The sequence below is a fragment of the Leucogemmata humicola genome (genome assembly GCF_055379415.1).
On record NZ_AP040875.1, the window covers coordinates 1,945,328 to 1,959,593 of the forward strand.

The 14,266-nt window shown below is 63.9% G+C and carries 13 protein-coding genes; 7 read left to right on the forward strand and 6 right to left on the reverse strand.

The annotated features are described in order from the left end of the window. The first annotated feature begins 144 nt into the window (after window positions 1-144). Both AC6H4Z_RS08030 and AC6H4Z_RS08035 read left to right on the forward strand, forming a co-directional pair. Window positions 145-585, forward strand: a complete 441-nt coding sequence (locus AC6H4Z_RS08030) for a MarR family winged helix-turn-helix transcriptional regulator (protein WP_497546232.1) — start codon at window positions 145-147, stop codon at window positions 583-585. Window positions 586-677: 92 nt separating this feature from the next. Next, window positions 678-1,265 carry a YceI family protein gene (locus tag AC6H4Z_RS08035; RefSeq protein WP_497546233.1) on the forward strand — a complete coding sequence of 196 codons (588 nt, stop codon included), beginning with the start codon at window positions 678-680 and terminating at the stop codon, window positions 1,263-1,265. Between the two features lie 76 nt (window positions 1,266-1,341). On the opposite strand, the gene AC6H4Z_RS08040 is transcribed toward AC6H4Z_RS08035, so the two are convergent. Further along, on the reverse strand, window positions 1,342-1,680 hold the full coding sequence (locus tag AC6H4Z_RS08040; RefSeq protein ID WP_497546234.1) for a PilZ domain-containing protein: 339 nt from the start codon (window positions 1,678-1,680) through the stop codon (window positions 1,342-1,344). A 125-nt stretch (window positions 1,681-1,805) separates the two neighbouring features. Here AC6H4Z_RS08040 and dtd point away from each other — a divergent pair, with 125 nt between their 5' ends. Continuing rightward, entirely contained in the window at window positions 1,806-2,243 is a 438-nt protein-coding gene (gene dtd / locus AC6H4Z_RS08045; protein WP_497546235.1) for a D-aminoacyl-tRNA deacylase, read from the forward strand. Further along, complete coding sequence (locus AC6H4Z_RS08050) at window positions 2,240-2,842, forward strand: Maf family protein (protein ID WP_497546236.1); 603 nt, start codon at window positions 2,240-2,242, stop codon at window positions 2,840-2,842. The genes dtd and AC6H4Z_RS08050 overlap by 4 nt, the downstream gene beginning before the upstream one ends. Here AC6H4Z_RS08050 and AC6H4Z_RS08055 read toward each other — a convergent pair. Both AC6H4Z_RS08055 and AC6H4Z_RS08060 read right to left on the reverse strand, forming a co-directional pair. Further along, window positions 2,800-3,861 (reverse strand): glycosyltransferase family 9 protein, encoded by a 1,062-nt coding sequence (locus AC6H4Z_RS08055; protein WP_497546237.1) that lies wholly within the window; start codon window positions 3,859-3,861, stop codon window positions 2,800-2,802. The two genes, AC6H4Z_RS08050 and AC6H4Z_RS08055, sit on opposite strands and share 43 nt — an antisense overlap. Beyond that, window positions 3,858-4,856: a glycosyltransferase family 9 protein gene (locus AC6H4Z_RS08060; RefSeq protein WP_497546238.1), complete on the reverse strand. Its 999-nt coding sequence runs from the start codon at window positions 4,854-4,856 to the stop codon at window positions 3,858-3,860. Before AC6H4Z_RS08060 ends, AC6H4Z_RS08055 begins: the two co-directional genes overlap by 4 nt. Between AC6H4Z_RS08060 and AC6H4Z_RS08065 the strand changes: the two genes are divergently transcribed. Next, window positions 4,829-6,058, forward strand: coding sequence for a glycosyltransferase family 4 protein (locus tag AC6H4Z_RS08065; RefSeq protein WP_497546239.1), 1,230 nt, complete (start codon window positions 4,829-4,831; stop codon window positions 6,056-6,058). The two genes, AC6H4Z_RS08060 and AC6H4Z_RS08065, sit on opposite strands and share 28 nt — an antisense overlap. Here AC6H4Z_RS08065 and AC6H4Z_RS08070 read toward each other — a convergent pair. The 3 genes from AC6H4Z_RS08070 to AC6H4Z_RS08080 all read right to left on the reverse strand — a co-directional run bounded on the left by AC6H4Z_RS08070 (window position 5,962) and on the right by AC6H4Z_RS08080 (window position 9,849). Then, the gene (locus AC6H4Z_RS08070; protein WP_497546240.1) at window positions 5,962-6,747 is read right to left on the reverse strand and encodes a lipopolysaccharide kinase InaA family protein; all 786 of its coding nucleotides are present in this window, start codon (window positions 6,745-6,747) and stop codon (window positions 5,962-5,964) included. The two genes, AC6H4Z_RS08065 and AC6H4Z_RS08070, sit on opposite strands and share 97 nt — an antisense overlap. Next, window positions 6,747-8,273, reverse strand: a complete 1,527-nt coding sequence (locus AC6H4Z_RS08075) for an adenylate/guanylate cyclase domain-containing protein (protein WP_497546241.1) — start codon at window positions 8,271-8,273, stop codon at window positions 6,747-6,749. Before AC6H4Z_RS08075 ends, AC6H4Z_RS08070 begins: the two co-directional genes overlap by 1 nt. A 73-nt stretch (window positions 8,274-8,346) precedes the next feature. Beyond that, window positions 8,347-9,849 carry an anthranilate synthase component I family protein gene (locus tag AC6H4Z_RS08080; protein ID WP_497546242.1) on the reverse strand — a complete coding sequence of 501 codons (1,503 nt, stop codon included), beginning with the start codon at window positions 9,847-9,849 and terminating at the stop codon, window positions 8,347-8,349. A gap of 45 nt (window positions 9,850-9,894) precedes the next feature. Between AC6H4Z_RS08080 and AC6H4Z_RS08085 the strand changes: the two genes are divergently transcribed. Together AC6H4Z_RS08085 and AC6H4Z_RS08090 are read left to right on the forward strand one after the other, a co-directional pair. After that, window positions 9,895-12,039, forward strand: coding sequence for a hypothetical protein (locus AC6H4Z_RS08085; protein WP_497546243.1), 2,145 nt, complete (start codon window positions 9,895-9,897; stop codon window positions 12,037-12,039). 89 nt (window positions 12,040-12,128) lie between these two features. After that, window positions 12,129-14,249, forward strand: coding sequence for an ATPase, T2SS/T4P/T4SS family (locus AC6H4Z_RS08090; protein WP_497546244.1), 2,121 nt, complete (start codon window positions 12,129-12,131; stop codon window positions 14,247-14,249). Window positions 14,250-14,266 lie beyond the last annotated feature (17 nt).

Here is a 14,266-nt window from a genome sequence, read left to right on the forward strand (position 1 = left end):
TCGGAGGGGCCGCGGCGATGCCGCGGCCCTTTTGATTTGGTACCGACCCCGTCTGCGTAACCAAACTCAGCCGCAGTCGGCAGCTGGTGACAACCCCTGAACCCCGCCCTTGACGGAAATGCGTGTTGTAACTAGAATACAGTCATGAACGATCGGGATGTGAACGAGACGAGGGCGACGAAGCCCGCGAGCGATGTCTTCTCGCTCCTTCATGCAGCGCATGCGCTCGAGGATCGCATCGAGCAGGCGCTGGGGTCGGTTGGCCTTTCAATGCCGAAATTCTCGGTGATCAGCGAGCTGGAGCGGGCGGGCAAGCCACTTTCTCTGAGCGACCTGGCTGCCAGGCTGAGCTGCGTGAAGTCGAACATGACGCAACTGGTCGATCGCCTAGAGGCTGACGGGCTGGTGAAGCGAGTGGACGACCCGACGGACCGTCGCGCCGTAAAGGCGGCGATCACGGAGCAGGGAAGGATCAAAGCCGCAGCAGGTGCTGCGGAGATCGATCGGCTCAATGGCGCCCTGACCGCGGCCCTACGCGGCGAGGACCAAGCTGCGATCGAACGAGTGATGACGGCGCTGCTGTAAGCTCCCTTTTTTGCGCCTGTAGTTCATATATGAATTTTTGAGATCACGATCTTACAGTGCAGAACGATTCAACCGACGCCGAGGACACGACCATGACTGCAACCACTACTGAAAAGAACGCCACCGCCGCCGCCACCAGCACGTGGACTGTGGACCCCATGCACGTGGAAGTTGGCTTCGCGGTGCGACACCTGATGATTTCGACCGTTCGCGGCCGGTTCGGACGCGTTGGCGGAACGGTGACGCTCGACGAAGCGAATCCGAAGAACTCCAAGGTCGCAATCGAAGTCGACATCGCGTCCATCGACACGCGTCAGGAACAGCGCGACGCGCACCTTCGTTCGCCCGACTTTTTCGACGCCGAGAACTTTCCGACGATGACTTTTGTCAGCACGAAGATCGACGGCGACGTGGATGGTGATTTCAAGATCACCGGCAACCTGACAGTGCGCGGCACCACGCGCCCCATCACTCTCGAGGCGACGGCCGAAGGTCGCGGTCGCGATCCGTGGGGAAATGATCGCGCTGGCTTTGCCGCGAAGGGTAAGTTCCTGCGAAGCGATTTCGGCCTGACGTGGAATCAGGTTCTCGAAGCCGGCGGCGTGGCGGTCGGCGACGAGGTCAAGATGTCGATCGACGTCGAGCTGATTAAGGCAGCTGCCACCGCAGCCGCTGCGTAAAGCCTCGAGGCTCGATGAACGAAAGCGCGCCGTCCATGTGGACGGCGCGCTTTTTCTTTGACCCAGAGCGAAGACGCTATTCCTTCGAGGTGAATCCCTTGCCGCGGAGATAGCGCTGCTCAGCCAGGATTTCCCCGAACGGAATCCCTGGGGCATCCAGGGAGAGGACCACGATGGTGCCGCGGGTCCGAATGACCTCGCCAGATATCTCGACGAGTGCGCCTTCGCGCCGGAATTCGACGATCCCGCCGAGTGGCGTTCCCAGCGACGGTAGCCGGCGGTTGGGGACCTCGTAGCGCAGGCCGCGCTCGGAGCAATCGATCACCTGATAGGCGTACCGCCCGATCCGGAACGTCGGACGTTCCGCCATCGGATAAGCAATGCGATAAAGTTCGCGGCGTGACGAGAGGGGCATTCTGGACGGCAGAAATCGGTGATCCGGATTTCTAATACGACGCCGCGAATCGTCGTGCCGTCACGGCCCGCTGCCCCGCCTATCTTTCCGCCTCCGCCGGTTCGTTCCACGTCTTCTCATCGACCATGCGTGTTCTTGTTCAGCGGGCCCTTCGCGGGCAAGTGCGAGTTGGCGATCGCGTTGTAGGTCAGATCGGGCGCGGGCTGGTATTGCTGGTGGGGCTCACGCACACCGACACCGACGATCAACTCCGTTGGATGGCAGAGAAAGTCGTTGGCCTTCGCATTTTTCCAGACGACGAGGACAAGTTGAACCGGTCGATTGCTGATGTCGGCGGCAGCCTGCTCGTCGTGTCCCAGTTCACGCTCTATGGCGACGCTGTGAAGGGCCGTCGACCGAGTTTTGTCGACGCGGCTCGTCCCGAGGCGGCCCTTCCGCTGTTCAATCGCTTTGTCGATTTACTGCGAACGTCGAACGTTCCGGTTGAGACGGGCGAGTTTGGTGCGACAATGGAAGTCGAATTGGTCAACGAGGGGCCCGTAACCCTATGGCTGGAACGATGAATCGTCCCAAGGTGATCCTGGCGTCCGCGTCACCGCGGCGCCGCGAGCTGCTCACTCTCATCGGTGTGGACCACGTCGTTCAGCCGGCGAACATCGACGAAGCCTATCTGGCTGGCGAGACGCCGCGAGAGCACGCGGAGCGCCTGGCGCGTGAAAAGGCGGCGCGGATCGATGAGCCGGGAGCCGTGACCGTCGGCAGCGACACCATTGTCGTCGTCGACGGCGATGTGCTCGGCAAGCCGCGCGACCGAGCGCACGCAGCGGCAATGCTTCGTCGCTTGAGCGGACGCTCGCACGTAGTGATGACAGGCGTCGCGGTGCGCTTCAACGGACGCACCGTGTCAGGCCTCGAGGAAGTTGGCGTAACGTTCCGCGACCTGAGCGACGACGACATCGATCGCTACATCGCCACGGGCGAGCCGATGGACAAGGCGGGCGCGTACGGCATTCAGGGTTTTGGCGCCACGATCGTCGAGCGCGTCGACGGCGACTATTTCGCCGTCATGGGGCTCGCGCTCAATCGACTCGTACGCCTCTTTCGCGACCTTGGACTCGGCTACGCCTTTGGGCCCGTCACGCTCGATCGCACAGCCGACTGATACACTGAGCGCCACCGTTCCACACGATCGAGCACATCGCGCACGGTGATTCTCGGCATGCGATCAAGTCGGTTCTCCATCGTGATGCCATACTGCTCGCCTGGGTTGCCGTACGCGTCGACAATGAGATCGTGAAATTTTCTGTACGGGCCTGTGCGCTTGGGATTCGTGTAGCCGATCAGGCTCACGACTGGCCGGTCGAGCGCCACGGCCATGTGCAGCGGTCCGGTATCGGGGGCGAGCACCAGCGACGACGCGTCGAGAATTCCCACGAGGTTGCGTAGCCCGCTGCCGAGTGCCGAATGCGCGGCGTGTTTCGCGCGTGCAAGGATCTCTTGCTCGGCATGCACTTCGCGCGGCGATCGTCCTCCGACGAGCACTGGCTGCAGCCCGAAGTCAGACCAGAGTGCGTTCACGACTTCTGCCCAGCGCTCCGGCAGCCAGTCTTTTTGCGCTTTGCTCGTGGCAACGACGATCGACGCGAGCGGCCGGTCGAACGGCGCGACGAAGTCGCGTTGCCACGCGCGTTCATGCTCCCACGGTCCGAGATCCCAGACGACGGGTTCGGAAGGAACGTTGAGGGCCGTGAGAAATTCGAAATACTGGTCCTGAACGTGTTGCTGCCCGTGGGGCGGTATTCGGTGCGTTGTGAACAGCCAGTTGAAATCGCGCGCGCGTGCGCGGTCGAAGCCAAGCTTGACCGTGGCGCGCGTGAATTTCGTGACGATGCCTGCCTTGAAATACACCTGCAGGTTGATCACGAGATCGAAGGAATGCTTCGCTAGCTCGCGCCGAATGTCCGCAAATGCGCTGAGCCCCTTCGCGCGGTCGAAAATGATGATCTCGTCGACGGAGCGGTGACCGCGCACCAGCGTTGCCGGGCCAGGTTGTAGGACCCAGGCAATGTGAACATTGGGCGAGTGCCGCTTCAGCGCGTTGATGACTGGCAGCACGTGCACGGCATCGCCCACCGCGCTCATCATGACGATGCAGACGCGGCGAAGAGGTACGTCGATCATGACGCGGAAGTTAGACGAAGGGCGTCGATCTCGTGAAGGATCGTTTGTGCGGTGATGCCGTCTGGCCGCGGGCGGCTGATCATGCGCCACGGCCCGACTCCCTGCGGAAAGGTGCGGGTCGGTTGACCAGGCGCAAAGACGCCGACGACTGGAACGCCGAACGCGCCCGCGACGTGCAGCGGACCGGAATCGTGACCCACGAAAAGCGTGGCGAGCGAGAGCGCCGCGGCGCTTGCGGCGAGCGATCCGCCTCCCAATTCGTCGACGTAGTGCGCTTCAGAGGTCTGCGACGACGTTCGCAGCTCGCCGAGTTCGCGCGACGTTCCGATCCAGAGCACCGGGAGTCCGCGTGCAGCCAACTCCCTAGCGACTCCGAGCCACTCGCCAATAGGAACGCATCGATCGCGCGCACCGGCGAACGGGTGCAGCGCCGCGAATCGCGGCGGTAGCCGTCGAGCAACGTCGTCGCGCAGGGAGCCGAGTCTAGACGCATCGAGTCGGTACTGCGGGTCGACCGATGTGATGCCGAGGGGCGAGAGCAATCGGGCTTGCTCCGCGAGCACCGGCTTGTTCACGTCCTGCGCGGCCAAAATATCAGTGAGAAATACGGAGTTGCGACGCCGAGCAAGTCCGATTCGCCTGGGGATCTGTGCGGCGGCCACGGCTGCCGCGACGCGCCAGGGCGCTTCGCTCAGAACGGCGACGTCATAGCGCCGTTCGCGCACCGACGACACGCTTGCCACAAACCGACGAATCGACGGCCTGGGCATGTGGCGCGGGACGGCCCAGAACGGATCGGCCGCGATGACGTCGCTGACGTGCGGAATGAGCCGCGCGACGGCCGATGTGTATTCCTTGCACCAAACGTCGATCGTCGCGTCCGGAAAGGCGCGATGTAACGCTGGCGTCAACGCGGACGCAAACACGAGATCGCCGAGGTTGTCGAGGGCGACGAGCAGGATTCGATGTGGCGAATATTTCGGATCGAACGTCACGCTGCGCCTTGCGTGCCGAGTCGCGACAGCGGAAGTTGCCCGGCGTGAGCATCAACGTGCTGCACATCGATACGGAGCGCGGCTGGCGCGGCGGCGAGCGACAAACACTGTGGCTCGCCGCCGATCTCGCTCGGCGCGGCTATGGTTCGCTGATCGCGGCTCGCCCGCGCGAGCCATTGTCGAATCGCGCGCGCGAGGCCGGCATTCAATGCATTGACTGCGCGCCGGCGTCGGAGCTGGACGTGCGCGCGGCGTGGCGTATCCGCCGGGCAATCCGCGCCCACAAGGTGAACTTGGTGCACGCGCATACCGCGCACGCTGTTGCGTTGGCTGCGCTCGCCACGGTGCGGCTCGACGTTCCGATGATCGTGGCGCGTCGAGTGGATTTCCGGTTGCGCGACAACGCCGGGACTCGGTGGAAGTATGGTCGCGCCGCGGCGTTCATCGCGGTATCGACGGCGGTGGGTCGCGTGCTCGAGGCGAGTGGCATCGCTCCGCAGCGCGTGCATGTCGTCCCCGACGGTGTCGACGTGAACCGCCGTGCCGATCGCGTGAGCCGTGAGGCGCTCAAGGCGCTCGGCGTGGCTCCGACTGGGCCGCTCGTGGTGCAGGTCGCACAGCTCGTCGGCCATAAGGATCCTGTCAACTTCGTGCGCGCGATCTCCCGCGTGCGACAGGTCCTGCCGGACGTCCAGGCCCTCATGGTCGGCGACGGTCCGATGCGGCATGACGTCGAACGCGAGATTCATGGACTGGAGCTCGGCGACGTCGTGCATCTCGCTGGATATCGCACCGATGCAGACGCATTGCTCGCGGCCGCTGACGTCGCCTGTCTCAGCTCGCGCGAAGAAGGCATGGGCTCCGTGCTTCTCGACGCGTTCCTGTTCGGAGTTCCCGTAGCGGCAACGCGGGCCGGTGGGATTCCAGACGTTGTCGTCGACGGCGAGACGGGCGTTCTCGCCGAGCCGCGCAATCCGGTCGCGCTTGGCGACGCGATCGTGTCGCTGCTCGCCGATCGACAGCTCGGTGAGCGGCTCGCCGCGAACGCCCGTGCGCGAGTGGATGACTTTTCGGTCGAGCGCATGTCCGATCGGACGATCCGTGTCTATGAGGAAGTACTCAATGGCATCGGTGGCGGCCGACGCTCGCGTACGAGTCCAGCCAGTTCGTCCAACTCGGCGTCGGTGACCAGCGCGCGGTAGCGCGTTTGCCATTTTCTCGCCGATCGCAGGAGGCGAGCAAGGTTCAACTCGAGCACGATCTCCGGCTCGTCGAACGTGATGCGATCCACGTCGAGCACGACCGCGTCGAGCGAGCGATCGTCGTTCGTGCGCAGGAGAATGTTCTTGACGTTGAGATCAGCGTGGCGAGCGCCGACGTTGCTCAACGTGAGCACGAGGTCGGCTGCGGCGCGAATGGCTTTGGCCCGCTCCTCTGCGTCCGCCGACATAATGGCCGTGGAAAGGTCTGCGCTGCTCGGGACTTCCCGTGTTGCCACGTCTACGCGCTTGAAGCCCGCCACGACGGGATAGATCGCGTACGCGATGATCGCCGGCGTCGGCACGCCGTATTCATGCAGTCGCTCGGAGATCCGGAGCTCATACGGCGCGCGGGTCGCGCCACGGAACAGATCGCGGGTAAATCGCGCGAACATTCCGCCATGATGGTTGTGGCGAATGACGACGTTTCCGCCGTTCAAGGGAAGGGGCACGGCGAAAACGACCCCGCGCCCCATGAGCGTTCGCGCATGACGGTGCGTTGCCGCGTAGTCGAACAGCGTTCCGGCGCGCATTGCCTCACGGACCGCGTCCAACACTGGCTCCGCGCACACCACCTCCGACCCGTCGACCGTGAATCGAGCGAAGCCGGGCGGCAGTTCGTCGTGGCGCATCAGTTCAGAACGACGCGATACACCGTGACGGGTTGATTCTTGTTCTTGAGTTCCATTGGCGGACACTCGACCACGCGCGGCGGATGATTCAGCGCGCGCCGGAAATCGTCCGACAGCAAGATCTGTCGTGGGCTCGCGTTGCCGCACAAACGGTTCGCCGTGTTCACGGTGTCGCCAATGACGGTGAACTCGAGGCGGCGATCCGAACCGATGTTGCCCGCGAACGCCTCGCCGTAGTTCAAACCAATACCGATTTGCAACTCGGGGCGACCGGCCGCACGCCACTTGGCGTTGAGCTTGTCGAGTTCATGGACCATCTCGATCGCCGCGGCCATGGCCTTGTCGGCATCGTCGGCGCCGCCGATTGGTGCGCCCCACTGCGCCATTACCGAGTCGCCGATGAACTTGTCGAGCGTGCCCTCGTGCCGGAACACGCAGTCGACCATCTCGGTGAAGTACTCGGTGAGCAGGCTCGCGATTTCATCCGGGCGCATGGTCTCCGCGAGCGCCGTGAAGCCGCGAATGTCACTGAACAATACCGCCACGGTGCGCTTGTCGCCGCCGAGTCGGATCGTCTCTGACGATTCGGCAATTCGCTTCGCCAGTTGAGGCGTAAAGAAGCGCTCGAAGTTGCTGCGTGTGAGCAACTCGCGCTGAATGCGGAGCGCATACTCACTGTTTTCGATCGCCACGGCCGCGATGCCCGCGAACGCGATGCAAAACTCGAAGTCGTCGTCGCTGAAGCGGTGCGTTGCCGTCACGTTGTCGACGTACAGAATGCCGAGCGCTTTCTCTTCGCCGCCGATGAGCGGTACGCAGATCGCCGACCGAATCTGCTGCATGAGGATCGACTGGCCGCCGAAGCGCGTGTCTTCGCCGGCGTTGTCCGAGAGAATGGCGACCTTATCGTTGAGCGCCGTGCGCGCGATGGACTGCGGAACAGCGCGCGCACTGTCTCCGCCGCGCTTGTCGCGCGCGATCTTCGGGCGTAGTTCGCCGTCTTCATCGAGCAGCAGAATCGCGACGCGATCGACGTCGAGAATCTGGTACGCGTACCGGACGATCTTCTCGAGCAGCGTGTTGATGTCGGTCGCTCGACCGAGGCCCTTTGACACCTCGAGCAGCGTCGCGAGCTTCGCGCGATTCTTGTCGAGATCGGCCGCGCTCTGCTCTCCGATCGGGACCTGCCGAATGACGGTCGCGTTGGGAGGCGTGAATTTTGGCGCGGCTGGTTGGGTCGACGCCGACTGCTGGAGCCGGAAGGCGACCTTACCAAAGGTGACGACGTCGCCGTCTCGGATTCCGGCGCTGTCCACGCGCGCGCCGTTCACGAACGTGCCGTTGCTCGATCCGAGGTCTCGGACGGTCACCCCGTTGTCCGTGCTCTCCACCTCGGCGTGTCGCCGCGAGATGGTCGGATCGATGATCGGAATGTCGCTGTTCGGCGCCCGCCCTACGACGAGTGCCGCGCCGGCGCGGAGCTCGAATGAGTGCGTGCCATCAGCGGAAGTGAGCTTGAAGGGCATCGACTGAAATATGGGCCGGGGGCGGTCCGTCGGCCATCGGGCGATGGTCGACAGAGCGCCCTTCGATCCACCGCTACCGGCGCACTTGGCCGATTGCGGTCAGTAGTGCTCGTGCCTTGTTCTGGTGCTCGAGGAACTCACGTTCGGGGATCGAGTCATATACCACGCCGGCCGCCGATTGCACCGACGCAACGCCGTTCGCGATCACGCAGGTTCGGATGGTAATGGCGAGATCCATCCGCTTCACCCCAGCCGAGATGTATCCCACGGCACCGCCGTATGGGCCGCGACGTTCGGGCTCCATCTCGTCGATGATCTCCATGGCGCGGACTTTCGGTGCTCCGGTGAGCGTACCCGCGGGGAAGCCCGCTCGAAACGCGTCCATTGCCGTGAGGCCATCGCGGAGCTGCCCGTCGACCTGGCTGACGAGATGGAGCACGTGCGAGTATCGCTCGACCACCATCAAGTCGCTGACTTTCACCGAGCCGTATTTGGCGATGCGACCAACGTCATTTCGGCCGAGGTCGACGAGCATCAGGTGTTCGGCGCGTTCCTTCTCGTCGGCGATGAGCTCATCCATCATCGCGGTGTCTTCCTCGTCGCTCCGCCCGCGACGTCGCGTTCCGGCAATTGGCCGCAGCGTCACTGTTCCGGTCGCGCTGACCCGAATCAGAAGCTCTGGCGAACTGCCGACGATTTCCACGCCGTCGAGGGCGAGATGGTACATGTACGGCGACGGATTGATTACTCGCAGCGCGCGGTACAGGTCCGTCGACGAAAAGTCGAAGGGTAGATCGATGCGACGGGCGACTTGGACCTGGAACGCGTCGCCGGCAATGATGTATTGACGCACACGTTCGACGTCGGCGAGGAACTTGTCCTTGTCGTATCGAGAAACGCCTTCGGCTGGCGGCGCTGACGTGTTGAGATCGAGTGGGCCGAGTGCGGCTGGCCCGCGGAGGCGCTCGATCGTCGCGTCCACCGTGTGCATGGCCAAGTCGTGCGCGCGCTGAAGGTCCTCGTCCGACGCGTTCGCTTCTATCTGCGCGCCGACGACGACGCGCGCTTGCGAGCGCAGGTTGTCGAAGATGACGAGGGCGTCAGTGAAGACAAACAGCGCGTCGGGGACATTGACCCCGCGCGCCGGCGGCGCCGGGAGCCGTTCGATCAGTCGCGCGACATCGTAGCCGAAGTAGCCGACCGCGCCGCTCCAAAACTCCCCGACTTCAGGCGCTTCGACCGGCTCGTAGCGTTTGAGAAGCGCCTCGAGGTCGGCGAGTGGATCGTCCGGGCGACGTTCGTTGTGCCAGCCGTCAGCGGCCGTCCAGTCGTGCACAAGGCCCTCCTGCAGCCTCCACGCTGACCGAGGAGTCGAGCCCATGAAGGTGTACCGTGCCCACGTCTCACCGCCCGCTGGAGCGGACTCCAGGAGGAAGGCGAACGGGCCGTCGCGCAGTTTGGCGAACGCGGCTACCGGTGTTTCGGCGTCCAGAAGCACGTCGCGCCACACGGGAACGAGCCGGGCGTGACTCGCCGATCCGCGCCCAGCGCGATTACGAAACTCTTCTACGCTCATCGGCCGGGTTGCTCCGGTCGTGCCGCCCGGCGATATTCGCCAATCATGCGTCAAATCCTCGCGGCGCTTCGCGCCGCGTGCTGTCTGTTCGTTTTCGTGAGTATCGCGCGAGTTGCGGGTGCGCAGACGTGGAACGATTCGTTGACTCTGGATCTGGTCAATCGAGCGGTCACGCGTCGCGTTCAGCAGCTTGGCGACACCGGACTCGTCGACTACCGGGCCACAGCGCACGGCTATGTCACTTTCCTCGCGCAACTCGGCGAGGGTTTTCCAACGCCGCCCAAGATCGTCAAGGCTGACGAACTGGAGTTGGAAGTCTACTGGCACGCGCCCAATCAGAGCAAGCAGCGAATCATCGGTCGTCGTGACACGTTGCTGCTGCCCACGGACATCGCGTATCACCGCGACCATCTCGCGATCGTGCAGAACAACTTCGCGAGCATCATTCGCATCGGCGATGGTGATGAGGTCCGGGGTGTCCCGCATCCGCTCTCGCCCATCGGCTTTCCGCTGTACGATTTCGCGCTCACCGACAGCTTCGCGATCGGTTCTGGTGCGTCGCGCATTCGCGTCTACGAGCTGAAAGTTCGGCCTAAAGACGACCTTCAGCCCCGGATCGTCGGGGCGTTGTATCTCGATCGAGCGACCGCTGACGTCGTCCGCATGAACGTCAGCTTCACGCGAGCGGCACTGATCGACAAAGCGCTCGAGGACCTGTCGATCGTGCTCGAGAATCGACTCGTCGCCGGCAAGTACTGGCTCCCGAGTCGCCAGGAAATCGAGATTCGGCGCAACGGCGACTGGCTCGACTATCCGGTGCGCGGAATCATTCGCGGCCGTTGGGAGATCAGCGACTACCAGTTCAATCTCAGTCTGCCGCAGGCGTTGTTCACCGGGCCCGAGGTGGTGCAGGACTCTCCACAGGCGCTGAAGGCGTATCGCTGGAGTGGGCGGATTCTTGATTCGCTACCGCCAGACGTCCGCGCCGTGTCCGATCCGGACATCGAACGTGTGCAGGCCGAGGCGCGCGCGTTGGTCCGGACTCGCGCGCTGCAGCGTGCTCAGGGCGCCACGCTATCGGCGCGGAACGTGTCCGACTTCGTGCGTGTCAATCGCGTCGAAGGGCTGGCCGTCGGCGGCGGTGTTGCGAAGCAGATTGGCAACGGCGTGTCCGCGACGGGGCGTGGACGATACGGTATCGACGATCACGACTTCAAAGGCACGCTCAGCATCGCCAAGACTGAGCCCGACGGCTCGGCCATGCGTCTGTTTGGTTCGCGCGAATTCCGCGATGTGGGCGACGTGACCGAGCGGTCGACCGCGGTCAACAGTTTGGCGGCGCAGGAATTCGGTAGCGACGACACCGATCCGTATCTGGTGCGAAGTGTCGGGCTGAGCGCGGATCTTCCGACGGTGAAGGGCCTTCGTCCGCGTCTGACTGGCGCGTACGAATCTCAGTCGGCGCTTTTGGTCCACGCGCGGCCGGTGACTGGTACGTATCAACAGACGATCGGCGCGTTCGATCAGCAGGCCTATCGCTTCACGCTCGGTGTCACTCGTCCGCCAGGCCTGTGGCTGCTAGGCACGGAGCTCACGCTGCGCGCGGAAGCAGCGTTACGCGCGCCGGAAGACAGGCGATCGGGGCGCACCTCCGAATCGTTCACGACGGGTCGAGGCGCGCTGACGGCGAACGTCGAGCGTCCGTTCGGCGATGAGCGTTTCGTGATGGCCACGACCGCGGCTGGACTTCTCAGCGGGTCGAGGGAGTTCGAAGCGATTCCGCCACAGGAGTTGGTGTTCTTCGGGGGCCCTGTGTCGGCTCCGGGGTACGACTACCATTCACTCGTCTCACGCGCCGGATTCAGCCAACATCTCGAGTGGCGTTTCCCGACGCCGTTCATTCCGTTCTCGCTCGGACGATTTGGCAAAGTGCCGGCGCGCGGAAGCTTCGCGCCCTTCTTTCACATCGTGGGCGTGACTGATTTCACCCACGACTGTCTGGTGCCGGTCGTTCCGGGTGACACGCAGTTCCGATGCACGTCGACGCCCGGCGGATTCTATCCGTCGGCGGGTGCGGCGTTCCTGTCGCCGTTCGATCTACTGCGCATCGAGGTGGCTCGAGGCTTTGCGCGAGGCGGTCGGTGGACGTTCAATATCGATTTGAGTCGCGAGTTCTGGTCGATTCTCTGAAGTGAAGTGGAAACCGGTCGGACGCGATTTGCGCCGATTCGCAGTACGGCGATGATGCTAAGTCACGGAGGGCGCGCCATCGTTTCCGCGTGAATTCTCGCGCATCGATTCCCGCCCCATCGATCGTTGACCTCGACGCACTGGCGCGTCGCTTCAGGCTTCCGATCGCCGACCTTGCGCAGGCGTCGGCTCAGGCCGTGAGCCTGGTGCCCGAACGATGGGCGCGACGCTTTCACATCGTACCCATCGCAGCAACCGAACACGAACTGCTCATCGCGACCGCCGATCCGCTCGACGTCGATTGCGAACGAACGCTCGGCTTTGCGACCGGCCGAAATGTGCGACTGTCACTCGCCACGCCAGAGGACATCGCCGAGCGCATCGAGGAGATGTATCGGACCGAGGGTTCGGAGCGCGATCACGCGTCCCTCCTCGAGGTTCAACATCTCACGAATGATCAGGAGGGTGCGCCGCCGCTTCCGGGCGAAGAACCTGGCGGATCGATCACGCACCTCGTCGATGAGCTGTTGGCTGGCGGAATCGCTGGCCGAGCGAGCGACATCCACATCGAGCCGGAAGAGCAGGGAATCGCGGTTCGCCATCGCGTCGACGGGGTGCTCGCGCTCGCGAGGACACTACCGCGCGCGGTCGGTCCGGCGCTCGTGTCGCGCGTCAAGATTCTCTCGGGGTTGGATATTGCAGATCGACTGCGCCCTCAGGACGGACGCGCGCGCGTAGCCGTGAACGGTGTGGCGGTCGACCTACGTGTCTCGACACTGCCCGCGTCGCACGGCGAGAAGGTCGTCATCCGCGTGCTCGATGGACGTTCAACCGTGCCGACGCTCAACGGCATGGGCTTTCATCCCGAGGAACTCGATCGCGTCGAGCGTCTGCTCCAGTTGCGCGAAGGATTGATCCTCGTCACTGGGCCAACCGGGTCGGGCAAGACGACAACGCTCTACGCCGCGCTACGACGTCTCAAGGACCGCGGCGTGAACATCGTTACCGTCGAAGATCCGATCGAATACCGGCTTCCCGGAATCGTGCAGGTCCAAGTGAACGAGAAGGCTGGGCTCACGTTCGCGTCTGCGCTTCGGTCGATCATGCGTCAGGATCCCGATGTCGTTCTCATCGGCGAAATTCGAGATCGCGAAACGGCGGAGATCGCTATTCAGGCGTCACTCACCGGGCACCTCGTGCTGTCGACGCTTCACACCAACGACGCGCCGAGTGCGGTGACGCGCCTGATTGATATTGGCGTGGCGAGTTACAAGATCGCTACGGCAGTGAAGGGCGTGCTCGCACAGCGACTCGTCCGGCGAATCTGCGCCACGTGTCGCGGGGCCGGTGCGTGCGAGGAATGCGGCGGCTCTGGGTTCCGCGGACGCTTGGCCCTGGTCGAGGTGTTGATCGGATCGTCGGAGTTCGAGCGTCGCGTCGCGGCCGGCGAGTCGACGGAGCGGATCGCTGACGCAGCGCGAAATGACGGCATGCGAACGCTGTGGAAATCCGGCGTCGCGCATTCCGCCGCCGGCCGCACGACGATCGAAGAGGTGCTGCGCGTTGCGACGCGAGACGACGAACCGGCGGCGGTGTCGGAGCCCGCTGCCGCCTCGCTGCTGCTGGCGAAGCCCGCCCCGCTTCAGCTAGCGCCGGACCTATTCGGCGGCGACGCCTTCCGCATTCGCGACGACCTGGATCGCGTCGTCGACCGCCCATTGCGCCGGCGACATAGTTTTCTGCGCATGGCACACGTAGAAGTGGGAACCGTCGACGTATTCGTGATCCGTCCGCTGCCTTCGGGCTGGCGCGTGCTCGCGCTGCAGCGGACGACGAATACTCGTTGCCCGTTGTCGTGGGAGACGGTGCACGGACACATCGAGCCGGGTGAGGAGCCTGAACAGGCCGCCGTGCGAGAGGTGCGCGAGGAGTCGGGGCTCGCCGTGGAACGGCTGTACAACGTGCGCGTACAACCGTTCTACCTGCACAAGCTTCACGTCGTTCAGCTGGCGATCGTCTTCGCCGCGTTCGTCGGTGAGGGCGAGGACGTCGTCATCGGCGGCGAACACCAGCGGTCCGAGTGGCTGAGCGTCGACGATGCGCTCAAACGGTTCGCCTTTCCGTCGGAGCGCGTGTCGCTGCGCGAAATCGTCGAACTCCTCGCCTCGGGCGATGCCGGCTCCGTCGACGACGTAATGAGAGTATTCTAACCGGCAGCGACGAGGTC

Bases quoted from the DNA above. Each gene is read 5' to 3' on its own strand.
- AC6H4Z_RS08030 (WP_497546232.1), top strand. From the start codon at position 145: ATGAACGATCGGGATGTGAACGAGACGAGGGCGACGAAGCCCGCGAGC.
- AC6H4Z_RS08035 (WP_497546233.1), top strand. From the start codon at position 678: ATGACTGCAACCACTACTGAAAAGAACGCCACCGCCGCCGCCACCAGC.
- AC6H4Z_RS08040 (WP_497546234.1), bottom strand. From the start codon at position 1,680: ATGCCCCTCTCGTCACGCCGCGAACTTTATCGCATTGCTTATCCGATG.
- dtd (WP_497546235.1), top strand. From the start codon at position 1,806: ATGCGTGTTCTTGTTCAGCGGGCCCTTCGCGGGCAAGTGCGAGTTGGC.
- AC6H4Z_RS08050 (WP_497546236.1), top strand. From the start codon at position 2,240: ATGAATCGTCCCAAGGTGATCCTGGCGTCCGCGTCACCGCGGCGCCGC.
- AC6H4Z_RS08055 (WP_497546237.1), bottom strand. From the start codon at position 3,861: ATGATCGACGTACCTCTTCGCCGCGTCTGCATCGTCATGATGAGCGCG.
- AC6H4Z_RS08070 (WP_497546240.1), bottom strand. From the start codon at position 6,747: ATGCGCCACGACGAACTGCCGCCCGGCTTCGCTCGATTCACGGTCGAC.
- AC6H4Z_RS08075 (WP_497546241.1), bottom strand. From the start codon at position 8,273: ATGCCCTTCAAGCTCACTTCCGCTGATGGCACGCACTCATTCGAGCTC.
- AC6H4Z_RS08080 (WP_497546242.1), bottom strand. From the start codon at position 9,849: ATGAGCGTAGAAGAGTTTCGTAATCGCGCTGGGCGCGGATCGGCGAGT.
- AC6H4Z_RS08085 (WP_497546243.1), top strand. From the start codon at position 9,895: ATGCGTCAAATCCTCGCGGCGCTTCGCGCCGCGTGCTGTCTGTTCGTT.